This window comes from Sphingobacterium sp. UME9, assembly GCF_014170215.1.
Classification (GTDB): Bacteria; Bacteroidota; Bacteroidia; order Sphingobacteriales; family Sphingobacteriaceae; genus Sphingobacterium; species Sphingobacterium paramultivorum.
This window is the reverse complement of record NZ_LZZP01000008.1, coordinates 25,272-49,618: the sequence shown is the minus strand read 5'-3', so window position 1 is coordinate 49,618 and position 24,347 is coordinate 25,272. Positions and strand designations below refer to the sequence as shown.

Sequence of the window (24,347 nt, the reverse complement as noted above, 5' to 3'; positions counted from 1 at the left end):
TAGATTACATCACAATTTTCTGTCCCAGGCTAAAGGCTATCTGGGAGATTGAATAATAAAACAGAGATTAATGTTGATGTTAATCCCTGTTTTTAATATGTTAGTCAATTACAAAAGCTTGCGCTTGTAAATGTTTCCAAAAATCAGGATATGATTTTTCTACAACTTGAGGTTCAGCAATCTTGATTTGGTCAAAAACTAACGCCAGAGGTGCAAATGCCATCGCCATACGGTGATCTTCGTAAGTGTCGAAGGTCACATCTTCAGGCTGATATACCTGTGCTGTTTTCAGGTGATAGGTATCACCATCTTCGATCAATTCAGCACCGAACTTTGCGATTTCGGTCTGTAACGCAGCGATACGGTCAGTCTCCTTAATCTTTAAGGTTTCTAGACCTGTAAAGGAAACATCACGTTTTAAAGCTGCTGCGATAACGACTACTGTTTGCGCGAGATCAGGACATTCTTTAAAGTCGAACAACGTTTTGTTTGAATTGATTTCTTTTTTATTTAAATGCAATCCATCCGATTCAAAGCTCGAATAAACACCAAAATGCGCCATAATGTCTGTGATGGCAATGTCGCCCTGTAAACTATGTTGTCTTAGCCCGGGCAATATAATCGATGCATGAGCATCGGCTAGTGCTACGATAGCATACCAATAGGATGCTGCGCTCCAATCTGGCTCGACATATATGGTTTGCTTTTCAAATACCTGCGGTGCAATTTTAATCGCATTCTCCGTCCATTCATGTTGGATCCCGACACTTTTAAGCATATCTAAGGTCATGGACACATAAGGTCTGGAAGTTAATTCGCCTTCAATCTCTAACGTAAGTCCCTTTTTTAATGCTGGAGCAATTAATAGCAAGGCGGATATATACTGACTGCTGATATTTCCTTTGATCTTAACACGGTCTTTTCCTTGAAATAATCCACCTTCAATCTTCAAAGGAGGATAACCCACTTTTTTTTCATAATGGATTTCGGCGCCAATTTCTTTCATTGCATCGACCAATATCCCGATTGGACGCTGTTGCATGCGCTCTGTCCCCGTCAGGATGAAATTTCCTTTAACAAGGTTGAGGTAAGCTGTAAGGAAGCGCATAGCCGTTCCTGCAGGGCCTATGTCAATCGTATTATAACCGGGTTGCGGTTCTGATGCGATTTGCAATACGCGGTTTAGGGTAACCGTATCTGCAGCCTCAGAGAGGTTGGCTATTTCAACTTGTCCTTTACTCAGCGATTGGATAATAAGAGCACGGTTGCTCTCAGATTTTGAACCTGTGAGTTGGACCGTGCCCTGTATTTTTTTTGAAGGATGCGTCAGCGTGATGACTTCTTGATTCATTATGCTTCTGCTGTTGGTTGCTCCTGAGTATTCATGACCGCATTTTGTTTGCGGATAGATTCGTTGTGAATTAATTCGAGGAATTTCGTCGCAAATTCGCTACCTAAAGAAAGCGCTTCCGCTAATTTAGTGCGTTTTTGAACAATTTCATCCCAACGGTTAACCTGCAAAATTGTCACGTTGTTATCGCGTTTGTATTCGCCGATTTTCTCCGCTATTTTCATGCGTTCACCAATTTTTTGGATGATCAAATCATCTAATTTGTCGATGTTGCTACGTAATTCTGCTAATTTATCTTCGAATGAAGGATTGTCAGAAGCTGCTTTACGTAATGTCAAGTGGTCGATCAACTCGGCCAATGCAGCTGGCGTTACTTGTTGTTTTGCGTCAGTCCAAGCGACAGATGGATCAATATGTGATTCGATGATCAATCCTTGCATATCCATATCCATTGCTTTTTGTGCGATGTATGGTAACAATTCGCGGTTTCCACAGATGTGACTTGGGTCGTTGATGATCGGTAGATTAGGACAAGCAGTTTTTAACTGAATCGCTAAATCCCACATTGGTTCATTACGGAATGCTGTTTTCTCGTAAGAAGAGAAACCTCTATGGATAGCACCTAATTTTTTGATACCAGCACGGTTGATACGTTCCAATGCACCGATCCACAACGATAAATCTGGGTTTACAGGGTTTTTAACAAATACTGGAATATCTACACCTTGTAAAGCATCAGCAATTTCTTGTACGGTAAATGGATTGGCTGTTGAACGTGCGCCTACCCATAGTACATCCACACCAGCAGCCAAAGCTTCTTCCACGTGTTTTGCAGTAGCAACTTCAGTAGCTGTTAATAAACCTGTTTCTTCTTTCGCTCTTTTCAACCACTCCAAACCAATTGAACCGATTCCTTCAAATTCTCCCGGACGAGTACGTGGCTTCCAGATACCAGCACGTAAAATATTTACTTTTCCGGTATTTGCCAACAAATGCGCTGTCGATACCAACTGCTCTTCTGTTTCTGCGCTACAAGGGCCTGCGATAATTAAAGGTTTGTCTCCTGTGTCCAACCAAGATTTTAAAGGAGTGATGTCTAATGTATTTTTCATGTTAAGTTTGATTATCTATTTTAATATTGTATGCGTAAATTGTTAATTATAGTTTTTCGTTTTTGACATACTCGCCCATAATATTGAAATTAACACTATGTTTGAGTACTTTACGTATTGCTGCTTCGTAGTCTGTTTGTTTTTTCCATTCTACGTCAACGAAAAAATCATATTCATTGCGTTTTCCGATTACCGGCATTGACTGAATTTTGCTCAAGTTGATATTCTGTTCGGCAAAGCATTGTAAAATAGTCGCCAGAGATCCTACTGTATTTCCTGTTTGGAATGATAATGACGCTTTATTAGCATTCTTATGTTCGACAACCTCATTGGATAATACGAGGAAACGTGTTGCGTTCTTCTTATTGGTTTCGATTCTCTTTTCTAATATTTCAAGACCATAGATTTCAGCAGCCAATGTCCCAGCAATTGCCGCAGTATCCGTTAATTTGCGCTCCGCAATCATTTTCGCAGTTGCAGCGGTATCAGATCCCTCGGTTATACGTACACCTTCAAGTTCAGAAAGAAATTCTTCACATTGGCGAATGGCAATCGGATGCGATTCGATGTGTTTAATATCCTTTAATTTAACGCCTGGCAATACCATGAGATTCTGTTGGATGTTTAGGTAAACTTCCCCAGTGATATGGAACTTATAATCTCTCAATAAATTATAATTCGGTAATAGGCTTCCCGCAATTGAATTCTCGATCGCCATAACGATATAGTCGACTTTTCTTTGCTTTAGCAATTCACAAGTTTTTTTAAATGAATCACATTCTACAATCTCAACTTCTCTTCCGAAAAATTTAAATGCGGCCTCTTCATGAAATGAAGCCTTTGCTCCCTGTATTGCAATTTTTAAACTCATTGTTTTTTTTGTTCGCTTATGTTGTCTCCAAACAAGAAGAGTCCCGATCATTTGAACCGGGACTCTTCTTGTTTGTATTTTTTATGATTTATACACAATCTAATCCCGGCTCTTATTTTTAAAATAAAAGAAGTTAAAATAGAAATATGTATATGATCTGTTCATCCTGTTGTTGTTTGACATTTCAAATGTACGAATGTTTTTGAAATATCAAAGAAAAAAATAATTTTTTATTATAAATATTGAGTTAATTTCATGGTTTTTTTATGTGTTTTTATATGATTTTTTTGATTAATTTTTGGTGGTTTATTTGTAATGTTTTTAAAGTGTTTATTTTTCTTTAATTCTGGTATTATGTTGTTTTTTTAGTTATTTAAGTTTTTGTTTTGTTGTTTTTCTTTTATGATAAATTATGTTTTTGTGTTATTTTTTATGTTAAAAATAGCTGTGTTTTTATGTGATTTTTTGTTGTTTTTTTTGTATTAAATTTATGTGTTTTTAATATTAATATTTCCGTTTTTTTTGGCTGTTTTGTTAAAAAAGTATTTTACTACCTTTGGGCAAACGCTGGATTTTATGCTAAAACGACGTAATTTTTATGTATGTGTATGTATGATCTGTTTTTTATTGACAGGTTTTACTTTTAAAGGAGAGGAAAAAGACGCGAAGGTAAAGCGCGTTATCGATGGTGATACCTTTGTCATTGAAAATGGAACCTCAAAAGGGGAGAAAGTTAGGTTGATAGGGGTAGATGCCCCGGAAACGAGACGGACAGCACGTAAGGAGATCGGTTACTATGGTCAAGAAGCGAAGCAGTATTTAACGGGGATGTTGAATGGGAAAAGTGTAAAGTTAGTCTTTGACGTTGGAAAACGGGATCGGTATGGAAGGCTTCTTGCCTATGTGTATATTGGAAAGAAATTTGTCAATCGGGATTTGGTTGAACAAGGTTATGCAGTATCTTATACGCTAGCACCAAATGTACAATATGCAGATTTATTTGTAAAATTGGAACGTCAGGCTCGTCAGGAGAAACGTGGCCTTTGGAAATAAATGAATTTTGAATCATGATTTTTGTTTTATTAAGTGTCATCTGCAGCGTAACCGTTGCTGTTTTATTAAAATTGGCAAAACAAAATGGAGTCGAAACCAAACAAGTTATCGTTTGGAATTACCCCATGGCGGTTGCACTGACCTATTTTGTATTGCAACCTGATCTAAAATCGCTGGTATGGGATGCTATGCCGGTTACGTTGTATACGAGTCTGGCGATATTACTTCCTGGGATGTTTGTTTTTATAGCTTTGTCCATTCGCTATAGTGGTTTGGTCAAGACAGAGATTGCACAACGCTTATCGTTGTTTATTCCCTTGCTTGCATCATTTTTCTTCTTTCATGAAAAAATGGAGGGACATAAGATGCTTGGAATAGCCTTTGGTTTGTTGGCCATCCTGTGTTCTATTGGCTGGCAAAAAAATCAGCATAGTAGCTCGATGGCAGATAGTCGTTATAAAGCGCTTTATCCATTATTGGTATTTATCGGTATGGGCATAATTGATATCCTCTTCAAACAGGTCGCCTTGCATGTTAATATACCTTATATCAGTTCCATGTTTATTATCTTTGTGATGGCGATGTGTATTGCAATGGTGCTGTTGCTGTATTTCCTTTTGGTGGAAAAGCAACGTTTTTCAAAGCAAGCTATGGGATATGGATTGGTTTTGGGTGTATTTAACTTCTGTAACATCCTATTCTATATGAAAGCGCATCGTGCCCTACCAGAAAATCCATCAGTCGTATTTACTGGGATGAATATTGGTGTGATCTCATTGGGCGCTTTAATTGGCGTCTTATTTTTTAAGGAAAGGTTATCGTTATTGAATTATATAGGCATAGCGCTTTCTATTGTTTCAGTTTTAATCATAGCATATCTATGAGTTTATTTGAAGATACTTACCGGACTATTGATGCAAAATACGAGGGAATTTTTAGGGATAAGGGCAGTAAGTTTATTGCTTATGCTTTTCCATTTAAATCCGAAGATCAATTAAAAGATCTGATCTTGGAAGTGAAAGCGATTCATCCGAAAGCGAGACACCATTGTTGGGCTTATCGTCTCACACCAGATCGTGCGGTCTTTCGCGTGAATGATGATGGAGAACCTTCAGGGACAGCAGGACGCCCAATTTTGAACGTTCTCCTGTCGATGGATGTCACCAATGTTATCGTGATTGTCGTTCGCTATTTCGGTGGTACATTGTTGGGTGTCCCAGGCTTGATTAATGCCTACAAATCAGCAACGCAAGATGCTTTGACCCAAGCAGAAATTATCGAGCGTACAGTGAATGACCATTATGGTATTACCTTCGATTACCTCCATATGAATGATATTATGCGGATCATAAAGGAAGAGGACGTGGAAATTGAAAAGCAGGAATTTGATAATCAGTGTTATTTGGAGTTTGAAGTCCGAAAAATGCAGGTCAATCGAGTTGTTGATCGGTTTTCCAAAATAGAAGGTTGTCAGTTAACTTATTTATATACGATATGATCAACGAATCGGAATTGATTTTAAACGCAGATGGCAGTATATATCATCTGAATTTGTTGCCGGAGGATCTGGCAAATACAGTAATCACAGTTGGTGATCCAGATCGTGTAGCCAAAGTATCGAAACACTTTGATCGTATTGAACTCAAAAAAGGGAAACGTGAGTTTATTACGCATACCGGCTATCTGGGAAATAAACGGTTGACCGTAATCTCAACAGGTATAGGTACTGATAATATAGATATTGTGTTGAATGAACTGGATGCGCTGGCAAATATTGATTTTGCCAATAGAACGGTGAAGTCGACGCTCAGCTCATTGAATATTGTTCGCATTGGAACTTCTGGAGCGGTACAACAAGATGTTGAGATGGGAACTATTTTGGCCTCTGCGTATGGAATAGGTCTTGATGCATTGATGAACTATTATCAGGGATCTTACGACTGCGAGGAGCAGGCGCTTCAGGTTGAGCTAGCCGAATATTTTTCCGCATTAAACCTAAAGCCCTACGTTGCAAAAGCTGGCGCAAGCCTTCTGGATCGAATTGCCTTTGATTTACCGAAGGGAGTCACGTTGACTGCGCCCGGATTTTATGCTCCACAGGGAAGGACTGTCCGATCAACTAATACGATTCCCAATTTTATAGACTTGATAAAGTCCTTTCAATATAAAGATCAGCGTTTCACCAATCTGGAAATGGAAACAGCGGGTATTTATGCATTGGCTAACATGTTTGGACATCAGGCTTTATCCATTAATGCAATTTTGGCAAGTCGGGTAGATGGCCGGTTTTCTTCCGCACCTGAAGAAGTTGTGGATAAAGCTATACAGCTCGTTTTGGAGCGTATTTAACCGTTTGTCTGTGCTAGGCAAGGGAGTCTTTGTTTTTTTCTCAATTGATGCAGTAAAAGAGTTGAGAAGAACTAAATAGGGGTACAAATAGAAAAGCAGTTGTTTTTAGACAACTCCTTTTCTATTTGAATCAAATTTAAGCATGATAAACAGTAAAATGGTGAAACTCCATAAGGATGAACCACCGTAACTGATAAAAGGCAGCGGAATCCCGATAACCGGAACAATACCTATTGTCATACCGATATTGATAAATAAGTGAAAAAAGAGGATGGAGGCTACACCGTATGCATATATCCTGGCGAAAGCTGAACGCTGTCGTTCGGCGATATGAATAATGCGTAGCAGTAAGGTGAGGTAGATAAGTAATAAGGTAACCGATCCAACAAATCCCCACTCTTCTCCAACGGTACAGAAAATAAAGTCCGTACTCTGCTCAGGTACAAAGTTGTATTTTGTCTGCGTTCCCTGTAAGTAACCTTTGCCGAGAAGTTGCCCCGATCCAATTGCAATCTTCGACTGATTCAAATTATATCCTTTACCCTTAGGGTCTTCCATTTTACCCAGGATAATGTCAATACGGTCGCGTTGATGGGGTTGTAGCACATGTTCATACACCAAGTCCACACAGAGAACAAATACAGCGCAGGCTGCAAAAAGTATACTCAAATTAATAATGTATTTCCTTCTCTTGCGGTAGTTCCACATGACAAGGCCAATGAGCAATGCTAAAATCAAGATAAGTATCCATGGCTCGACCAATAAAGCAAGGACAAAAAGTAAAATACAGAGACCGCCAAATATTAGTAGTTCATTATTTACATAGCCCTCACGGTAGAATACAAAAATCAACGAAAAGAATGCAAGGGCAGATCCCGTATCGGGTTGTAACATAACCAAAAATACAGGAAATAAGACAATACCGGCTCCCATTGCCAGTGTCTGCATGGTCGGAGCTTTATTACTTTGTGAACTTAAAAAGTTAGCCAAGAGCAGACAGGTTGAAAGTTTTGCAAACTCAGAGGGCTGTAAGCGGAAAAAACCTAAGTCAATCCATGCCTGATTTCCGCCGACATTTCGCCCTACAACGAGCACGATAACAAGCAGGACAGCTGTTATACCATAAAATATCGGTGAAGCGGAGCTGAAAAATTTGGCGTCTATGATCAGAATGGATACCCCTAGAATAATTGCGGAAACAAGATATAAAGACTGTTTTCCATAATTGGTCCCTAAAGTAAAGAAATTGGGTAGTTCAGGATTAAATACAGCCGCACGAATATTGAATAAGCCAATTAAGCATAGCGCAAGCCAAAGAGTGATGGTTAGCCAGTCTATCTTTCCAAAGAAACTAGTTTTTTGATTATTCATATCTTCTCTTTATCTCGCTATGGTGAACAATTGTTTCCTTTGGTTTTGTTAAGGCAGCCAGCTGACGTTTTGATTTTAAGGTGTCGGTTTTCGATTTGACTGAATCCGTCTTTTTTACATCTTTAGCCTTTGGATCCACAACCTTTTTTGGTGCAGGAAGAAAATTCGCTTTATAAATGCGGTCCTGAATATATTTTGGTGCAGTTATCGTGTCTTTGAGGTATTTCTCAACCATCATACTTGCGATAGGTCCTGCCCAGGTTCCACCGTAACCAGCATTTTCAACAAAGACAGCAATGGCAATTTTAGGGTTTTCTCGAGGTGCAAAAGCAAAGAAAACGGCATGGTTTTCTCCGTGTGGGTTTTGTGCTGTACCTGTTTTTCCGCACATTTCGATGCCTGGGATACGATTGGCCCAAGCAGTACCTTCGGGTGTATTGACAGCATCACTCATCCCTTGGATAACAACAGGATAATACCGCTCATCCACGCCGGCACTGACTTTTTCGGTGAATTCCTTCTTGGCAATTTTCTGTGCGCCAATACCTTTAATCAAATGAGGTCTGTAATAAAAACCTTTGTTGGCAACGATAGCCATAATATTAGCCATTTGCAAGGGCGTTATACCCATTTCCCCTTGTCCAATAGATAAGGAGATATTGAAACTTGAACGCCATTTATCGTTACCATAGCGTTTGGTATAAAAATCTGACGTAGGTAGTAAACCTGGTTTTTCACCCGGCAGATCAATTCCTAGTTTATGGCCAATTCCAAACTGTGTTACTGCATTGCGCCATAGATCGTAAGCCTTAGGTCCCGAAAGCCCACGTCCGTCGATCATCTTAGCATAGGTAAATCCATAGTAGGTATTACATGATACAGCTACAGATCGCTGTAATGTAGTTGATCCATGATAGTGCGTACAGCCCATCCAGCCGCGTCCACCACCATAGCTATATCCATGCGGGCAGAAAAATACCGTATTGCGATCAATAACACCAGCCTGCTGCGCAGTCAGTGCTGAAACAACCTTAAATACAGAGCCTGGAGGGTAAGAGGCTTGAATAGGACGGTTAAAAAGCGGTTTGGTGTCGTCTTTCAATAATTTCATATAATTATTGCCAGACTGTCTGCCGACCATCATGTTTGGATTGTAACTCGGACTACTTACATACGCCAATATTTCACCTGTTGCAGGTTCAATAGCGACAATGGACCCCAATTTATTTTTCATGAGGTTTTCCCCTAGAATCTGGAGGTCCTTATCCAAAGAGGAAACCAGTCCTTCCCCTGCGACAGCAAGTGTATCGTATTTCCCCTCCATAAATACCCCTTTCGGGCGGTTCAGCGCATCAACCATTAAGTTGTTGACACCACGTTTTCCGCGAATAAGGTCTTCATAAGAACGTTCTACACCACTGCGACCAATATAGTCACCACTACGATAAAACCCGTTGGAGCGTTCAATATCTTTATCATTTACCTCACTTACATAACCCAAAAATTGAGCTGCTATGCTATCGGGATAACTTCTGATTGTTCTTTTTTGGACATAGAAACCACGAAATTGATATTGGTATTCCTGATATTGGGCCCATGTCCGTACAGAAAGCTGTTTTTCAAAAATGGATGCACGGTAAGGCGAGTGTACTCTTGCCTTTTCCATCCGTTTAATAAAGCCTTCCTTGTCAATGTCTATCAATTTGCAAAACAAAGCGGTGTCGATTTCTTTCACCTCACGTGGAGTAACCATAAGGTCATATACCGGTTCGTTTTGAACTAATACCTTTCCCTTTCGGTCCAATATAACCCCTCTGGCCGGGTACACAATGACCTTACGCATGACATTGCTGTTTGCGGAATGTATATAGGAATCGTCTATGATCTGTAAATAGAATAAGCGGGCCACCAAGGTCAATGTGATGGCAATAAAGATTCCCGAAACGACGTACTTACGCGCAAAAAAACTGTTCATAGAAATGAATTTCTATCCATCGATCTACTACAACCGATCTTTCTTTTTGTAGAATAATATGCTAAATAATAGCATGATAATTACTGTAAATATACAACTTAAAACTATACTCAATAAGGTGTATTGGATGTGCTGGAAGGAAAAAGATTCCAAGAGATACAAAAATGTATGATGGATCAATGTTCCGAAAAAGATGTAGGAAAAGAACCAGCGAATATTCATGAACCCCAACATCGGGGTAAAAAAAGATTCGCGTTCTTCAACTTCGAGCGTAATTTTCATGAAGAAAATACGGAAGGCTGCCAATGCAACACAGGCTGCGGTATTGACACCAAGGGTATCATAAAATGAATCTACGGTAAGTCCTGTGAGAAATGCGATCAAATACACCAGGAAATTAGGTGTTCCTGTCGGAAGTAAAAAAATAAATAAGATATAGGGAAATGCAGCGACCAGATTGTAATAACCGATATTTTGAAATAGGAAAACTTGCATGCCTATCAAAACGATAAATCGAATAATATTAAATATTAAAATCCTAGCCATTGTCCTTTGTCGATTCTTCTAGTGTCTTTAATTCTTTATTTAACAGGTCTTTTACAACGTAGACATGTTGCAAGTTGGAGAAATTGGTGCTCAATAATAGTCTAAGATCCAAAAAAGCATCTCCTGAAGAAATACCCGTCTGAATGACCGTCCCGACAAAAATTCCTTTTGGAAAATGTCCTGAATATCCTGAGGTATACACTTTGTCTCCTTTGTTGACTTTGATATGGTTTGGAATTTCCTTGACCATTGCCGCTCGGTAATCCATGCTATTGCCCCATACCAACGAGCCGAAGACCTCGGTATGACCCAGTGTAACGGATATACGCGTATCTGGATGCAATAGGGATTGAACTGTCGAGAAGTTTTGGGAAACATTCAAAACAATACCAACTACCCCGTTGGGAGCGATAACACCCATACCTCGCTCTATACCGTCTTTACTGCCTTTATCGAGTGTAATCGTATTTGCCTTTTGGTGAATGCTATTGTTGATGACATTCGCAATAATAAATTCGTAACGCCCAAACTCACTGCTATCGATTGCTGGGACAGGAGCGATCTTGATGCTGTCAGTTGATCGATAGGCTTGTAAGTCCTTTCTTAATTGTGCATTTTCCTTTGCAAGTGCATCGTTAGTCTCCCCGAGGTGCAGATAGCTTTTCCAAGAATTGACCTTTGCATACAGGCCTCCGATGATACTATTTGAAGAATTTAAAACAGAGTTACGTTGGAAAGAATTGTTGGTGATCACCAAAAATAACGAGAATCCAAAAAATAGGATAAACCAGAAGAATGCATTATATCGTCTCAGGAATAACCAAAGGTTTCTCATTTTTTAATGTGGGTATTTAATAAGCAAGCGATATAATAGTTTTGCATATTATATCGCTCTTTAATAAAATATTGTTATTAATTATCGAACGTTATGATTGCATCAAAAATTTAAATCGTCCAATATTTTTAAGTGCAATACCAGTTCCTCTTACGACAGCACGTAACGGATCTTCGGCAATATGTACTGGAAGTTTAGTTTTCGCTTGTATACGACGGTCCAAACCACGCAATAATGCACCACCACCGGTAAGATAGATACCTGTTTGATAAATATCTGCTGATAATTCTGGAGGAGTGATTTCAAGTGCTTTTAAGATCGCCTCTTCAATTTTTGATATGGACTTATCTAGACAATGCGCTATTTCGGTATAAGAAACAGTGATTTGCTTAGGAACACCTGTCATCAAATCACGGCCTTGAACAGCGAAATCTGCCGGTGGTTCCTGTAACTCAGGTAGAGCAGCACCGACTTCAATTTTGATTTTTTCAGCCGTACGTTCACCGATCATGATGTTATGTTGTCTTCTGATGTATTGAACGATGTCAGAGTCGAAGTTATCACCAGCAACACGAATGGACTGGTCACATACAATACCCGATAAAGCGATGACAGCAATTTCAGTGGTACCACCACCGATATCGATAATCATATTACCCATTGGTTCTTCCACATCAATTCCGATTCCTACAGCAGCAGCCATGGGTTCATGAATTAAATAGACTTCTTTGGCACCCGCAATTTCTGCTGAATCGCGCACAGCTCTTTTCTCTACTTCCGTAATACCGGAAGGAATACAAACAACCATACGTAGGGAAGGAAAAAACCAACTCTTACCATTGTTTACCAATTTTACCATACCTCTGATCAGGTGTTCAGCTGCCGTAAAATCAGCGATTACTCCATCACGTAAAGGACGTACTGTCTTTATATTGTCGTGTGTTTTACCCTCCATTTGCATGGCCTGGCGACCAATGGCGATCACTTTGTTTGTGGTGCGGTCAAATGCAACAATAGAAGGTTCATCCACTACTACTTTGTCATTATGAATTATTAGGGTATTTGCAGTACCCAAGTCAATCGCAACTTCTTGCGTAAACCAATTAAATAAGCCCATCTGCTAATCCTTAAGCTATTTTAAAATAATATGCAAACCTACACAAAAAAAATTAATCTTTTTGAGGTTATACATCAAAAAAAACTACATTCTGAAAGTAAATTCTATCTGGAAAAAACTGTCTTTAAATTTAACGAATATAATCTGTAATTCTTACGTCCATGGTGAAGTTATTTTTAATTGGACGCCGTGTTAAAGAAGAATTAAGCAGGTGTTTTTGAAATCATTGACTGCGAGAAGAAAGAATCCAATCTTGAAAAGGTGGTTTTGACAACTATCTGGAGAGGGCTGTTGTTTCGAAGTGTTCCCACACTCCGCTAATACATCTTTTTGGCGAGTGGATTAAACAGGTAAGATAGGGGTAAAAAAACAGCGCCATTATCGTTTGGGATAATGGCGCTGTCGATGTATTGAAATAGTTTATATAGACTCCAATAGAAAGTTATTGCGCTGTTTCTGCCTGCTGTTCTTCTGGACTCGGCTCATCATATTTGTGGAAGATCAAACGGACACCACTGTTTTTGGTGAAAAATTTGACCGACCAGTTTACGAATGTGATCAATTTATTTCTGAATCCATAGATGGACATCAAATGGACAAACATCCACGTCATCCAGCCAAAGAATCCATTGAAATGGATTTTTCCCATGTCAACGACAGCTTTATTACGACCTATAGTAGCCATGGATCCTTTGTCAAAATAGTTGAATTTCTCGGTTGGTTGATTGGACATTGTTTGAAGAATGTGTTTTGCAACATATGCTCCCTGTTGTTGTGCTACCGGTGCAACACCTGGTAAGCCACGAGGAAGATCATCTGTAATAAATGCCGAAACATCACCAATGGCATAGACACCTGGCATATCGATAACACGGCATTGATCGTCTGTCTGTATACGGTTACCGCGTTGGATAATCTCCTTTTTGAAACCATTCGGATATTGCCCAGCTACACCTGCTCCCCAGATAACCGTTTTTGTTTCAATGCTTCTGCCATCGGCGAAAGTAATTGAATTGCCATCATATCCTGTTACCTGAACATTTAATAGTATTTCTACACCCAAATCTTTGAGGTACTTTTCTGAATCTTTAGAAGATTTTTCAGATAAGTTAGCCAATACTTTTGGAAGTCCTTCAACCAGGTACACCGACATCTCAGATTTTTTCAATTCTGGATAATCTTTCTCAAGAACATTGTTTTTGATTTCTGCAATTGCCCCCGAAAGTTCTACACCTGTTGGACCACCCCCAACAATTACAAAATTCAAATTAGCCTTACGATCAGTAGGGTTTTCTATCCGTACCGCTTGTTCGAGGTTCTGTAAAACATAGCTTCGAATATTTAATGCTTCTTGTATGTTTTTCATCGGCAAAGCATATTTTGTGATTTGTTGATTGCCGAAGAAGTTCGTTGTAGCACCTGTAGCAACAATTAAATAATCATAGTCAAAATCACCAACATCTGTTCTTACAATCTTAGCCTCGTTGTCTACGCTTTTTACGTCAGCAAGTCTAAAATGAAAGTTGTCTTGGCCTTTGAACATTTTGCGGACAGGGAAAGAGATGGAGTCCGCTGAAAGAGTACCCGTAGCAACTTGGTACATCAATGGTTGAAAAGTATGAAAGTTATTTCTGTCCAGCAACAGAACTTCAACTTCCTTATTTTTAAGCTTTTTAGCAACTTCAATTCCTCCAAATCCAGCACCAATAATGATTACTCTTGGGAATTTTCTATTTGAACTATTGCTTGGCATATTTTTAATAGTTTGTTGTAAAAATTCGGTACAATCGAATTAAGCTGCAAATATCTTAAATTTTGACTCAAAAAGCTAAGAAATATTTATTTATTGTGCTGATATGTTGTGAATTTTATTGTAAAGTAGCTAATTCTTTCAATAATATGTTTTGTACTTATTTGATTTTTAGTTCTTTATGGTGAATATTGCTATCTCAAAAAAAAATCGATTAATAGTGTTATCATTGTGTATTTTATACACAATGATAACACTATTGTAGCGCGCCTTTTATCTTGATTTTCATACCGTTGTTGCTATTCTGCAGATAAAGCTGACAGGCAAGGCGGCTTTGATCATCGGCATCCGGAAGCGTATCCAGCATATCGAGCTCCTGATCACTCGCTGAAGGAAGCGTATCCAGGCCTTCGACAACTTCGACATGGCAGGTAGCGCACAGCGCCATACCACCACAAGTGGCCAGAATTTCATATTCGGATGCCTTTAAAATCTCCATGAGTGAGAGATTGATATCGGTGGGAACCTCCATTGTATTTTCGGTCCCATCACGATCAATAACAGTGACTTGAATTAAATTATCGTCCATGGCTAGAATGTATTTATACCGTTTACAGTGGTGTATTTGAATGTCAATTTTTGATCTGGGTAGACAAATTTAAAAGCACTTTGACACATCAGTGCAGCCTCATGGTACCCGCAAAGAATGAGTTTCAGTTTGCCTGGATAGGTGTTGATGTCTCCAATAGCATAGATCCGCTCGATATTGGTTGAGTAATCAAACGTATTGACCTCTATCGCATTTTTATCGATATTTAATCCCCAATCTGCGATTGGACCAAGCTTCGGCGTAAGACCATATAAAGGAATGAAATAGTCTGCATCTGTTGCGATGACTTCTTTTTCTTTATTTGTTGTTTCAACATGGGACAAGTAGTCATTGCCATGAATATTGGTCAGATTATGGGACAATAATAAGTTGATCTTACCCTGTTGGGCCAATTTGAAAACCTTTTCAGCTGAGTCCGGAGCGCCCCTGAAGGAGTCACTTCGATGGATTAAAGTGACCTGTTGCGCAATATCTGCGAGATGGAAAGTCCAATCGAGCGCGGAATCACCACCACCGGCAATGACGATTTTTTTATCCCGGTACTTGGCTGGGTCTTTTACCATATAATCTACGCCTTTCCCTTCAAAGAGGTGAAGATTTGGAATTTCGGGCTTGCGCGGTTCAAAGCAACCTAGGCCCCCAGCGATGACAATGACCTGTGTATGAACCATCGTATGATCATTGGTTTCTACAATAAAAGAACCGTCGTCCTGTTTTGTTATATGTTCCACACGCTCGCCTAAGGTGAATGTGGGGTCAAAGGGTTTAATCTGTTCAAGCTGTTTATCGATCAACTCCTGCGCAGTGATACTCGGATAACCAGGAATGTCGTAGATAGGCTTATGGGGGTAGATCTCTGAAAGTTGACCGCCCACTTGGGGGAGCACATCAATCAAATGGCAGCGCATTTTTAAAAGCCCAGCTTCAAAAACTGCGAATAGGCCAACAGGTCCTGCTCCGATGATACAGATATCCGTATTTATCATAGCTATTCTATATTTAAATTGTTATATATTGTATTCAAAATCCTTGTGAAAGCTTCGAAATCTTCGTCTGCTAGATTTTCCCAGGCCTTCATGCGAATCTCCGTAACAATTGGCGTAAGCGATGCTACTTTCAATTTTCCTTCTTCTGTCAAATGGAGGTAGAGACTCCGACGGTCTGTTTCGTCAGTGATCCGCTCAGCCAGGTTTTTCTTAAGGAGGATATCTACGATCCGTGTCAGTGTGGGCTGGTCTTTTCCGCAGCGCTTGGCCAGTTCTTTTTGTGAGAGTTGATCTGTTTCGTACAAAGCCTTTAAAATGGTCCATTGGTCTACAGTAATATCAAATCCTTTCTCGGCAAAAGAAGATTGGGCGAACTGTTTTACTTTCTTGGCTGTTTGGTCCAAGATGAAAGAGTAGCGGTCAAATTTTTCGTTTAGCATACAAATATTTAGTACAACAAATATATTTAAAATATTTAGTGTGACAAGTAATTTGAATGCAATAAAAAAGGGCGTTCATTCGAACGCCCTTTTTTATTTTATCAATATCAGCTATTATGGTCTTACGACTTCAGCTTTTTTAGCAGTATTACCTTCTGCCAAATGCTTTCCTTTACGTAAGTCATATACTGAAGGTGCAGCTAAGATAATAGATGAATATGTACCTACGATAACACCGATTAAGATCGCGAATGAGAATCCACGGATAACTTCACCACCAAAGATAAACAATACAGCAAGAACAAATACGATTGTCAATGATGTGATAATTGTTCTACTTAATGTCGAGTTGATCGCATGGTTTACGACATCACCAAGATCTTCATTATGTGCATTTGGTTTCGATACGAATTCACGTAAACGGTCAAATACAACCACTGTATCATTCACCGAGTAAGCAATTACAGTTAATATCGCTGCTACAAAGTGTTGGTCAATATCAAGTGAGAATGGTACGATACCATCCAAGATAGAGAATAATCCCAATAAAATAATCGCATCGTGAATTGTTGCAATAGCTGCTCCAACTGAATATTCCCATTTATGGAAACGGATCAAGATGTAAGCTGCAACAATGATGATAGAGAAAATTGCTGAGCTGGTTGCTCTGGATTTGATGTCAGTAGCGATACTTGGTCCAACTTTTTGAGACGAAAGAATCTCATGTTTATTGGATGCATCTACTTTCGATAAACCTTGGTTTAATTTGTCCAATACTTCTTTATCGGCAGTATCCGAAGTTTCTTCAATATGGTAAGTTGTTGTAATACGCAATTGATTGGCTGCACCGAATACTTTTACCTCTGTTGTTTTCTTGAAGATATCATCCAAGTTTGTACGCACAGCTTCTAAGTCCACAGGTTTATCATAGCGAACAGTATAAGTACGTCCACCTTGGAAATCCACACCTAAACTGAATCCTTTTGTGAAAATTGATGCAGCAGAAATTAACACAGCAACGATTGAAATCGCGTAAAAGATTTTACGTTTCTGCACGAATTTGAAGTTTGCGTTATGCAGAGTGTTTGCAGACCAAGGGAAAGAGACTTTGATTTTGAAATCTTTCGCCAACATCCATTCAAAGATGACACGTGTAACTAAGATCGCAGTAAACAATGAAGTAATAATACCCACCATTAACGTTGTTGCGAAACCTAAGATCGGACCACTACCAAATAAAAATAGGATAATACCAATTAAGAAGGTTGTGATCTGCGAATCCAGGATGGACGGTAAAGCATGTTTGTAACCATCGGCAACAGCCTGACGGATCGATTTTCCTAAGCCTAGTTCTTCACGGATACGTTCATAAATCAAAACGTTTGCATCGACAGCAGTACCCATTGTCAATACGATACCGGCAATACCAGGTAGGGTCAGTACAGCATTTAAGGATGCCAATACCCCCATAATGATAAATACGTTTAACAATACCGCGATGTTCGCTACGATACCCGCAGTATTGTAGTAAGCGATCATAAAGATCATTACAACGATAATACCGATAACAGCAGAATTTACACCGGCGTCAATGGCAGCTTGACCTAAAGTAGGACCAACAACGGCTTCTTCAACGATTTTAGCAGTTGTCGGAAGACGACCTGCCTTCAATACGTTTGCTAAATCTTTGGTATCTTCTACCGTAAAAGATCCAGAGATTGATGAGCTACCATTTGGAATTTCACCGTTTACAGAAGGAGCAGAATAAACTACATTATCAAGCACGATAGCAATTGCATCTCTGTTTTGAGCTGCTTTTGCTGTAATTTTCTTCCATTGATGAGCGCCTTCACTGTTCATTTGCATACCAACCACAGGTTGATTTTTCTCATCAAAGTTTGCTGTTGCGTCAGTGACCACATCACCTGTCAATACAGCACCATTGTCCTGTCCAGACCCCTTAATTGCATATAATGATAATTGCTCAGGTGTTTTTTGTTCAGGTTTAACAGCCCATAAAAGCTTTAAGTTTCCTGGAAGGATTGATTTCACCTCAGGACGTTGCAAGTAAGCATTTACTTTTGCCGTATCTTTTAATGAAGCAATACCGACCATTGAACCTGGCATAAGTGCCATTTGTTGGTTCTCGCCCATATAAACAGCTGGACGTAATACTTCAAATAATGGGTTTTTCTGACCTAGATTTACAGCAGCACTGTCTTTCTTAGCATCTTTTTTACCACCGGTTAGATTAGACAATAAATCATCTGATTTTTTGCTCGTATCTGCAGCAGCATTTGTCGTAGCAGCTGGAGCAGCTTTTAACGTTGATGCTAAAGTTTTATCGATATTTTCCAGTATTGGATAAACTTCCTGGTTTGTATATGTTTCGTAGAATTCCAATTTAGCCGAACCTTGTAATAGGTTACGAACACGGCTTTCATCTTTCACACCAGGTAATTCGATCAAAATACGGTTTGTACCTTGTTGAATTTGAATGTTTGGAGATGCAACGCCAAATTTGTCGATACGTGTACGAAGTACTTTGTATGAATTTTGGATAGCATTGTCTGCTTCTTTTTGAAGGAATGATTCAACTTTGGAGTCTGAATCACCAGGTTTAATTAGAGCAGCATTATCTTTTGTTGAAAAGAATGTCGAAAGTGGAGTTGTAGCACCGATGGATTTGTACTCTTCCATAAATAAAGCAACGACTGTTTTTGCACTCGTTTTGCTTTTTACCACTGCTTGCTCCAACGCTTTGTTGAATTTCTCATCTTTTGGATTGTTCGCCAAATTGCGGATCAATTCGTCCAATGAGATTTCCATTGTCACGTTCATACCACCTTTCAAATCCAATCCCAAAGCGAGTTCATTTGCTTTGGCTTCCCGATAGGTGTATTTTGCAAAACCTAAATTGTACACTACTTCACCGGCCATTGAGTCGAGATAGCTTTTCTCTTTCGCCAAATCTCCTTTGGCAAAATTCTCAGCATCTCGTTCCACATTGCGGGTCACCCAAGTAAATGATAGGGAGTATAGACACGCTAATGACACCACTATCACTAAAAGTTTAATCAGCCCTTTACCTTGCATCGTCTGTTATAATTGTATTAATTTTAATGTTAAATACTGTTTATGTAATTGATAATTAGTTCTCGTTTAATCACATTTTACCAAGAATGGCAAAGGTATAAAATTTTTGTAGAATGAAAAGTTTTATTTACGCCAATCAGGTCAATGGCATAAAAATAGGAGAATTGAAGAAAAAAAGAAATATTTATTGATTTTATTTATAAAAAAAGGTCCTGCTCAAAATAGAGAAGGACCTTTTATACTGTTTAGTTGTTTTATATTACTTCAATGTATATTTGATACCAAACGAGAATGTTGATGCATCAAAATCACTGTTGTGGTTCAATCTCCAGTCGGGTTTCCAGTCTGCGTGGAACGCAATCGGAGCAACTGGAATTTTAAATTCCAAACCTAATTGAGGGCGCAAGGCCACGTTTGTAATGTTATCACCTACGTCAATAAAAGTCAATTGTGCACCAACACCTGCATACCATCCCAAACCATTAACGCCCTGGAAAGGTCTTGCATATTGGTAATCAGCACCTACAGCAACAACATGGTCGTCAAACATCACTTGTGCTTGCCCCATGTTGGCGCCACCAAAAGATTGCTTATATTGAACACCCCATAAGTCAGTTGTTGTACCATCGAATACAACACCTATCGCTGATCTAAATGGAGACTGAGCTTTCGCTTCCTGTGCGCCAAATGCTAATGCTGCGACGGCAGCTAATGAGAGTAATGTCTTTTTCATAATTATCTTATCTTTATATTTTCATTAATTAAAATAACTTTTCGTGTTACCAAAAGCAAATAGCCTGCCAAAAAATGATAAAGGCTGGGACGTACCCTAAGTGAATGCTTAATTCATAACGGTTCTAATTTGTCTTCCGATTGTAATTTGTATCTTTTATTTTTTATTATTGCTTATTTTTCTTAAATTTGCCTGGCAAATAGAAAACCCAATACATATTTGCCATGCAATTAGATCCACAAAAATTCGTAGCAGAAGGTCTCACTTACGACGACGTCTTATTAATTCCAGCTTATTCTGAAATTTTACCCCGTGACGTTGATACGAGCACTTCGCTAACAAAAAAAATCAAATTAAATATTCCATTGGTTTCTGCAGCAATGGATACGGTAACCGGTGCTGATTTGGCGATTGCGATTGCACAAGCTGGCGGTATTGGTATGTTACATAAGAACATGACGATTGCAGAACAAGCTGCTGAAGTACGCAAAGTAAAACGTTCGGAGAGCGGTATGATTCAGGATCCAGTAACGTTATTGGCAACAGCAACTGTGGGTGATGCCTTCAATATTATGAAGGAACACAAAATCGGTGGGATTCCTGTTGTGAACGAACAAGGTCAATTGGTCGGTATTGTAACGAATCGTGATCTTCGTTTCCAAAAAGATATGAGCCGTCCAATCAACGAGTTGATGACTAAGGAAAATCTTGTCGTTGCTCCCGAAGGAACGGATTTGGTGAAAGCGGAAGAAATTCTTCAGAACGAAAAAATCGAAAAACTTCCAGTAGTCAATGAAGAAGGTATTTTGAAAGGCTTGATTACCTTTAAAGATATCCAAAAATATAAGCATTACCCCAATGCTGCCAAAGATAGTCATGGCCGTTTATTGGTTGGTGCGGCAGTAGGCGTTACTCCAGATACCCTTGACCGCGTTGAGGCTTTGGTGAAAGCAGGTGTGGATGTGGTCACAATCGATACGGCACACGGGCATTCTAAAGGTGTAATCGATAAGTTGAAATTGGTGAAATCGCAGTTCCCTGAGCTACAGGTAATCGTTGGAAATATTGCGACAGGTGCAGCAGCAACAGCTTTGGCTGAAGCAGGTGCAGATGCCGTAAAAGTAGGTATCGGACCTGGCTCAATTTGTACAACCCGAATTATTGCTGGTGTCGGTGTTCCTCAGCTTTATGCTGTATATGAAGTTGCCAAAGCACTTAAAGGAACTGGCGTGCCATTGATTGCAGATGGTGGTATCAAACAAACAGGTGATATTGCAAAAGCAATTGCAGCCGGAGCAAGCACAATTATGGCTGGATCTTTATTCGCTGGTGTGGAAGAAGCTCCAGGCGAAACAATTATCTATGAAGGACGTAAGTTTAAATCTTACCGCGGTATGGGCTCAATCGAAGCCATGGAAAAAGGATCTAAAGATCGTTATTTCCAAGACGTAGAAGATGATATCAAAAAATTGGTTCCTGAAGGTATTGTTGGTCGTGTTCCTTACAAAGGTACATTGGCTGAGGTCGTTTATCAATATATTGGCGGATTACGCGCTTCTATGGGATACTGTGGTGCTGCAACAATTGAAAAATTACAGGAAGCACAGTTTGTCCGTATTACAGGAGCAGGGTTGAGAGAGTCCCATCCACATAATATTTCCATTACAAAGGAATCACCAAATTATAACAGCAGAGGCTAGATGTTGCTTGGATGATATAAAAACCGATAATCTTGATTATCGGTTTTTTTTGTGTAAAAATATTAGCAAGATAGCCCCAGTGATCAATAGGAAATTTGTACTTTTATACCCTATTCTCAGGTTTTAAAATTTAAGGAGTTAATTTGGATTATTTAGCGGGTTTAAACCCTTCACAACGAGGAGCCGTAGAGCAAACAGAAGGTCCTGTGATGATTGTTGCGGGAGCTGGTTCAGGAAAAACACGGGTAATTACCTATCGTGTAGCACACTTGATTCGAAAAGGTGTTGATCCATTCAATATCTTGGTATTAACATTTACCAACAAGGCCGCCAAAGAGATGCGCGCACGTATCGTTTCTGTTGTTGGGAGCGAAGCGAAAAATATTTGGATGGGCACATTCCACTCGGTATTTGCAAAAATACTCCGTGTCGAAGCAGAATTGATCGGTTATCCCAGGAACTTTACCATCTACGATACGGACGATACCAAAAGTTTGCTGCGAGCAATTTTAAAGGAAATGAATCTCGATGATAAGCTGTATAATGTCAATCATGTGTACGGACGTATCTCACAGGCAAAAAACAACCTGATTTCACCGCAGGAATATAATAAGAATGAAGCCATATTGGCCGAAGATATTTCCAATGGTCGTGGTCAATTGGGACAGATTTATATGACCTATGCACAACGCTGTTACCGTGCTGGGGCAATGGATTTTGATGACCTCTTGTTTAAAACAAATGTCTTGTTAAATAAGCATCCAGAGGTACTGCATAAATACCAGCATCAATTTCGTTATCTGATGGTCGATGAGTACCAGGATACCAACTTCTCTCAATACCTTATTGTCAAACGCCTGGCAGGAGTCAACGAAAATATCTGCGTGGTAGGGGATGATGCACAATCGATCTATGCATTTCGTGGTGCAAATATTCAGAACATCCTGAATTTCCAAAAGGATTATCCTGATGTGAAGATCTTTAAACTGGAGCAGAATTATCGATCGACTAAAATGATCGTGAATGCAGCCAATTCGGTGATTGCGAATAATCAGAATCAATTGGAAAAAAATGTTTTCTCGGATAATGAAGAGGGCGAAAAGATCAAGGTTTCACGTGCTTTCTCTGACAATGAAGAAGGTAAGATCGTTGCCGACCAGATCATTGAAGAGAAATCGTTAAAAGGGCTTAATTATAAAGATTTTGCTATTCTGTATCGTACCAACGCCCAATCCAGGGCAATGGAGGAGGCCTTACGCAAAATTAATATCCCCTATAAAATATACGGTGGTACTTCTTTCTATCAACGCAAAGAAATTAAAGATCTGATCGCGTATTTCAGACTCACCTTCAACCCAAATGATGAGGAAGCACTAAAGCGTGTTATCAATTATCCACGTAGAGGGATAGGGGATACGACGATAGAGAAGATAATGATCGCTGCAGATCAGAATCAATACCGTATATGGGATGTTGTTGCAAATGCAGCCCAGTTTCTAGACGGACGTAGTGCAACTTCTGTCGGTGGTTTTGCACAGATGATACAGAGTTTTCAGGCTCTTGCCAAAAACAATAACGCATTTGATACAGCAATGCATATCGCGCAGCACTGTGGTATTCTGAAAGAATTGTATGAAGACAAATCTGTGGAGGGATTGGCACGTTACGAAAATATCCAGGAACTCCTCAATGGGATCAAGGAATTTTCGGAACGGGAAGATATCGAAGAGCGTGGACTTGATGTCTATATGCAGGATATCGCCCTGTTGACAAACGACGATAATGATAAAGATCCAAATGCTGATACTGTATCATTGATGACCATTCACTCTTCTAAAGGATTGGAATTTCCGATCGTTTTCATTGTAGGCTTAGAAGAAAACCTATTTCCTTCCCAGTTGTCGTTGAATTCCAGGTCGGAATTGGAAGAGGAACGAAGACTTTTTTATGTCGCTGTTACGAGAGCTGAAAAAAAATTACTACTTTCGTATGCTACTTCGCGATATCGTTGGGGAACGCTGAATAACTGCGAACCCAGTCGCTTCTTGGATGAATTGAATCCGGCATGTCTTGCATTGGATTTTAAACCACGACAAACTTCTGCCTCAGCCGGAAGTTTTCAAGGCGAACGAATTGCATGGCAACAAAAGGACAGTGATGATACGTTTTCTAAACCTAAGCCTAAGCCTATGGTTAAAACGACATCAATACTGCCGAAAGCCCACAAACCTACTGCGGGTTTTGCTCCTTCAGATACATCAAATCTTCAAGTCGGCATGGAAGTTGAGCATGAACGCTTTGGATTTGGGAAAGTTGTTAATCTCGAAGGAAACAAAGGAGATATAAAAGCAACTATTTTCTTTAAAGAGTTGGGACAGAAACAATTGTTGCTTAAATTTGCAAAACTTAGAATAATTCAATAATAAAATACCAAAACGGCATCTTGATCGTT

The 24,347-nt window shown here is 39.4% G+C and carries 20 protein-coding genes; 6 read left to right on the top strand and 14 right to left on the bottom strand.

From position 1 onward, the window contains the following. Positions 1–100: 100 nt before the first annotated feature. Genes aroA through A9970_RS13130 form a run of 3 tightly spaced genes read right to left on the bottom strand, consistent with a single transcriptional unit; the run spans position 101 to position 3,334 of the window. Entirely contained in the window at positions 101–1,351 is a 1,251-nt protein-coding gene (gene aroA / locus A9970_RS13140) for a 3-phosphoshikimate 1-carboxyvinyltransferase (protein ID WP_182982609.1), read from the bottom strand. Beyond that, positions 1,351–2,463, bottom strand: coding sequence for a chorismate mutase (locus A9970_RS13135; protein WP_046671824.1), 1,113 nt, complete (start codon positions 2,461–2,463; stop codon positions 1,351–1,353). Before A9970_RS13135 ends, aroA begins: the two co-directional genes overlap by 1 nt. A gap of 46 nt (positions 2,464–2,509) precedes the next feature. Next, positions 2,510–3,334 carry a prephenate dehydratase gene (locus A9970_RS13130; RefSeq protein ID WP_046671823.1) on the bottom strand — a complete coding sequence of 275 codons (825 nt, stop codon included), beginning with the start codon at positions 3,332–3,334 and terminating at the stop codon, positions 2,510–2,512. A gap of 612 nt (positions 3,335–3,946) precedes the next feature. On the opposite strand from A9970_RS13130, the gene A9970_RS13125 reads away from it, so the two are divergent. Genes A9970_RS13125 through A9970_RS13110 form a run of 4 tightly spaced genes read left to right on the top strand, consistent with a single transcriptional unit; the run spans position 3,947 to position 6,736 of the window. Then, the gene (locus A9970_RS13125; protein ID WP_227550303.1) at positions 3,947–4,387 is read left to right on the top strand and encodes a thermonuclease family protein; all 441 of its coding nucleotides are present in this window, start codon (positions 3,947–3,949) and stop codon (positions 4,385–4,387) included. 14 nt (positions 4,388–4,401) lie between these two features. Next, positions 4,402–5,271 carry an EamA family transporter gene (locus A9970_RS13120; RefSeq protein ID WP_182982608.1) on the top strand — a complete coding sequence of 290 codons (870 nt, stop codon included), beginning with the start codon at positions 4,402–4,404 and terminating at the stop codon, positions 5,269–5,271. Continuing rightward, positions 5,268–5,885, top strand: coding sequence for a YigZ family protein (locus A9970_RS13115; RefSeq protein ID WP_182982607.1), 618 nt, complete (start codon positions 5,268–5,270; stop codon positions 5,883–5,885). The genes A9970_RS13120 and A9970_RS13115 overlap by 4 nt, the downstream gene beginning before the upstream one ends. Continuing rightward, positions 5,882–6,736: a nucleoside phosphorylase gene (locus A9970_RS13110; RefSeq protein ID WP_182982606.1), complete on the top strand. Its 855-nt coding sequence runs from the start codon at positions 5,882–5,884 to the stop codon at positions 6,734–6,736. The genes A9970_RS13115 and A9970_RS13110 overlap by 4 nt, the downstream gene beginning before the upstream one ends. 105 nt (positions 6,737–6,841) lie before the next feature. Here A9970_RS13110 and rodA read toward each other — a convergent pair whose 3' ends face one another. The 11 genes from rodA to A9970_RS13055 form a co-directional block, all read right to left on the bottom strand. Continuing rightward, positions 6,842–8,107 carry a rod shape-determining protein RodA gene (rodA, locus tag A9970_RS13105; RefSeq protein WP_182982605.1) on the bottom strand — a complete coding sequence of 422 codons (1,266 nt, stop codon included), beginning with the start codon at positions 8,105–8,107 and terminating at the stop codon, positions 6,842–6,844. Then, complete coding sequence (mrdA, locus tag A9970_RS13100; RefSeq protein ID WP_088162766.1) at positions 8,100–10,082, bottom strand: penicillin-binding protein 2; 1,983 nt, start codon at positions 10,080–10,082, stop codon at positions 8,100–8,102. The genes rodA and mrdA overlap by 8 nt, the downstream gene beginning before the upstream one ends. Before the next feature lie 27 nt (positions 10,083–10,109). After that, positions 10,110–10,628, bottom strand: coding sequence for a hypothetical protein (locus A9970_RS13095; protein ID WP_046671817.1), 519 nt, complete (start codon positions 10,626–10,628; stop codon positions 10,110–10,112). Next, a complete protein-coding gene (mreC, locus tag A9970_RS13090; RefSeq protein WP_182982604.1) occupies positions 10,621–11,463 on the bottom strand; it encodes a rod shape-determining protein MreC in 843 nt (280 codons plus the stop codon). Before mreC ends, A9970_RS13095 begins: the two co-directional genes overlap by 8 nt. 91 nt (positions 11,464–11,554) lie before the next feature. Beyond that, entirely contained in the window at positions 11,555–12,580 is a 1,026-nt protein-coding gene (locus tag A9970_RS13085) for a rod shape-determining protein (protein ID WP_046671815.1), read from the bottom strand. 442 nt (positions 12,581–13,022) lie between these two features. Next, positions 13,023–14,333 carry an NAD(P)/FAD-dependent oxidoreductase gene (locus A9970_RS13080; protein ID WP_182982603.1) on the bottom strand — a complete coding sequence of 437 codons (1,311 nt, stop codon included), beginning with the start codon at positions 14,331–14,333 and terminating at the stop codon, positions 13,023–13,025. Between the two features lie 253 nt (positions 14,334–14,586). Next, positions 14,587–14,919, bottom strand: coding sequence for a 2Fe-2S iron-sulfur cluster-binding protein (locus tag A9970_RS13075; RefSeq protein ID WP_182982602.1), 333 nt, complete (start codon positions 14,917–14,919; stop codon positions 14,587–14,589). A gap of 2 nt (positions 14,920–14,921) precedes the next feature. Beyond that, entirely contained in the window at positions 14,922–15,926 is a 1,005-nt protein-coding gene (locus A9970_RS13070) for an NAD(P)/FAD-dependent oxidoreductase (protein WP_153847710.1), read from the bottom strand. Between the two features lie 2 nt (positions 15,927–15,928). Then, entirely contained in the window at positions 15,929–16,366 is a 438-nt protein-coding gene (locus A9970_RS13065) for a MarR family winged helix-turn-helix transcriptional regulator (protein WP_070565996.1), read from the bottom strand. Between the two features lie 114 nt (positions 16,367–16,480). Continuing rightward, entirely contained in the window at positions 16,481–19,462 is a 2,982-nt protein-coding gene (secDF, locus tag A9970_RS13060) for a protein translocase subunit SecDF (protein ID WP_159731315.1), read from the bottom strand. A gap of 259 nt (positions 19,463–19,721) precedes the next feature. Next, the gene (locus tag A9970_RS13055) at positions 19,722–20,195 is read right to left on the bottom strand and encodes a hypothetical protein (protein ID WP_070565992.1); all 474 of its coding nucleotides are present in this window, start codon (positions 20,193–20,195) and stop codon (positions 19,722–19,724) included. Between the two features lie 224 nt (positions 20,196–20,419). On the opposite strand from A9970_RS13055, the gene guaB reads away from it, so the two are divergent. Beyond that, entirely contained in the window at positions 20,420–21,895 is a 1,476-nt protein-coding gene (guaB, locus tag A9970_RS13050) for an IMP dehydrogenase (RefSeq protein ID WP_153847707.1), read from the top strand. Positions 21,896–22,038: 143 nt separating this feature from the next. Next, the gene (locus tag A9970_RS13045) at positions 22,039–24,318 is read left to right on the top strand and encodes an ATP-dependent helicase (RefSeq protein ID WP_182982601.1); all 2,280 of its coding nucleotides are present in this window, start codon (positions 22,039–22,041) and stop codon (positions 24,316–24,318) included. Positions 24,319–24,347: the final 29 nt, after the last annotated feature.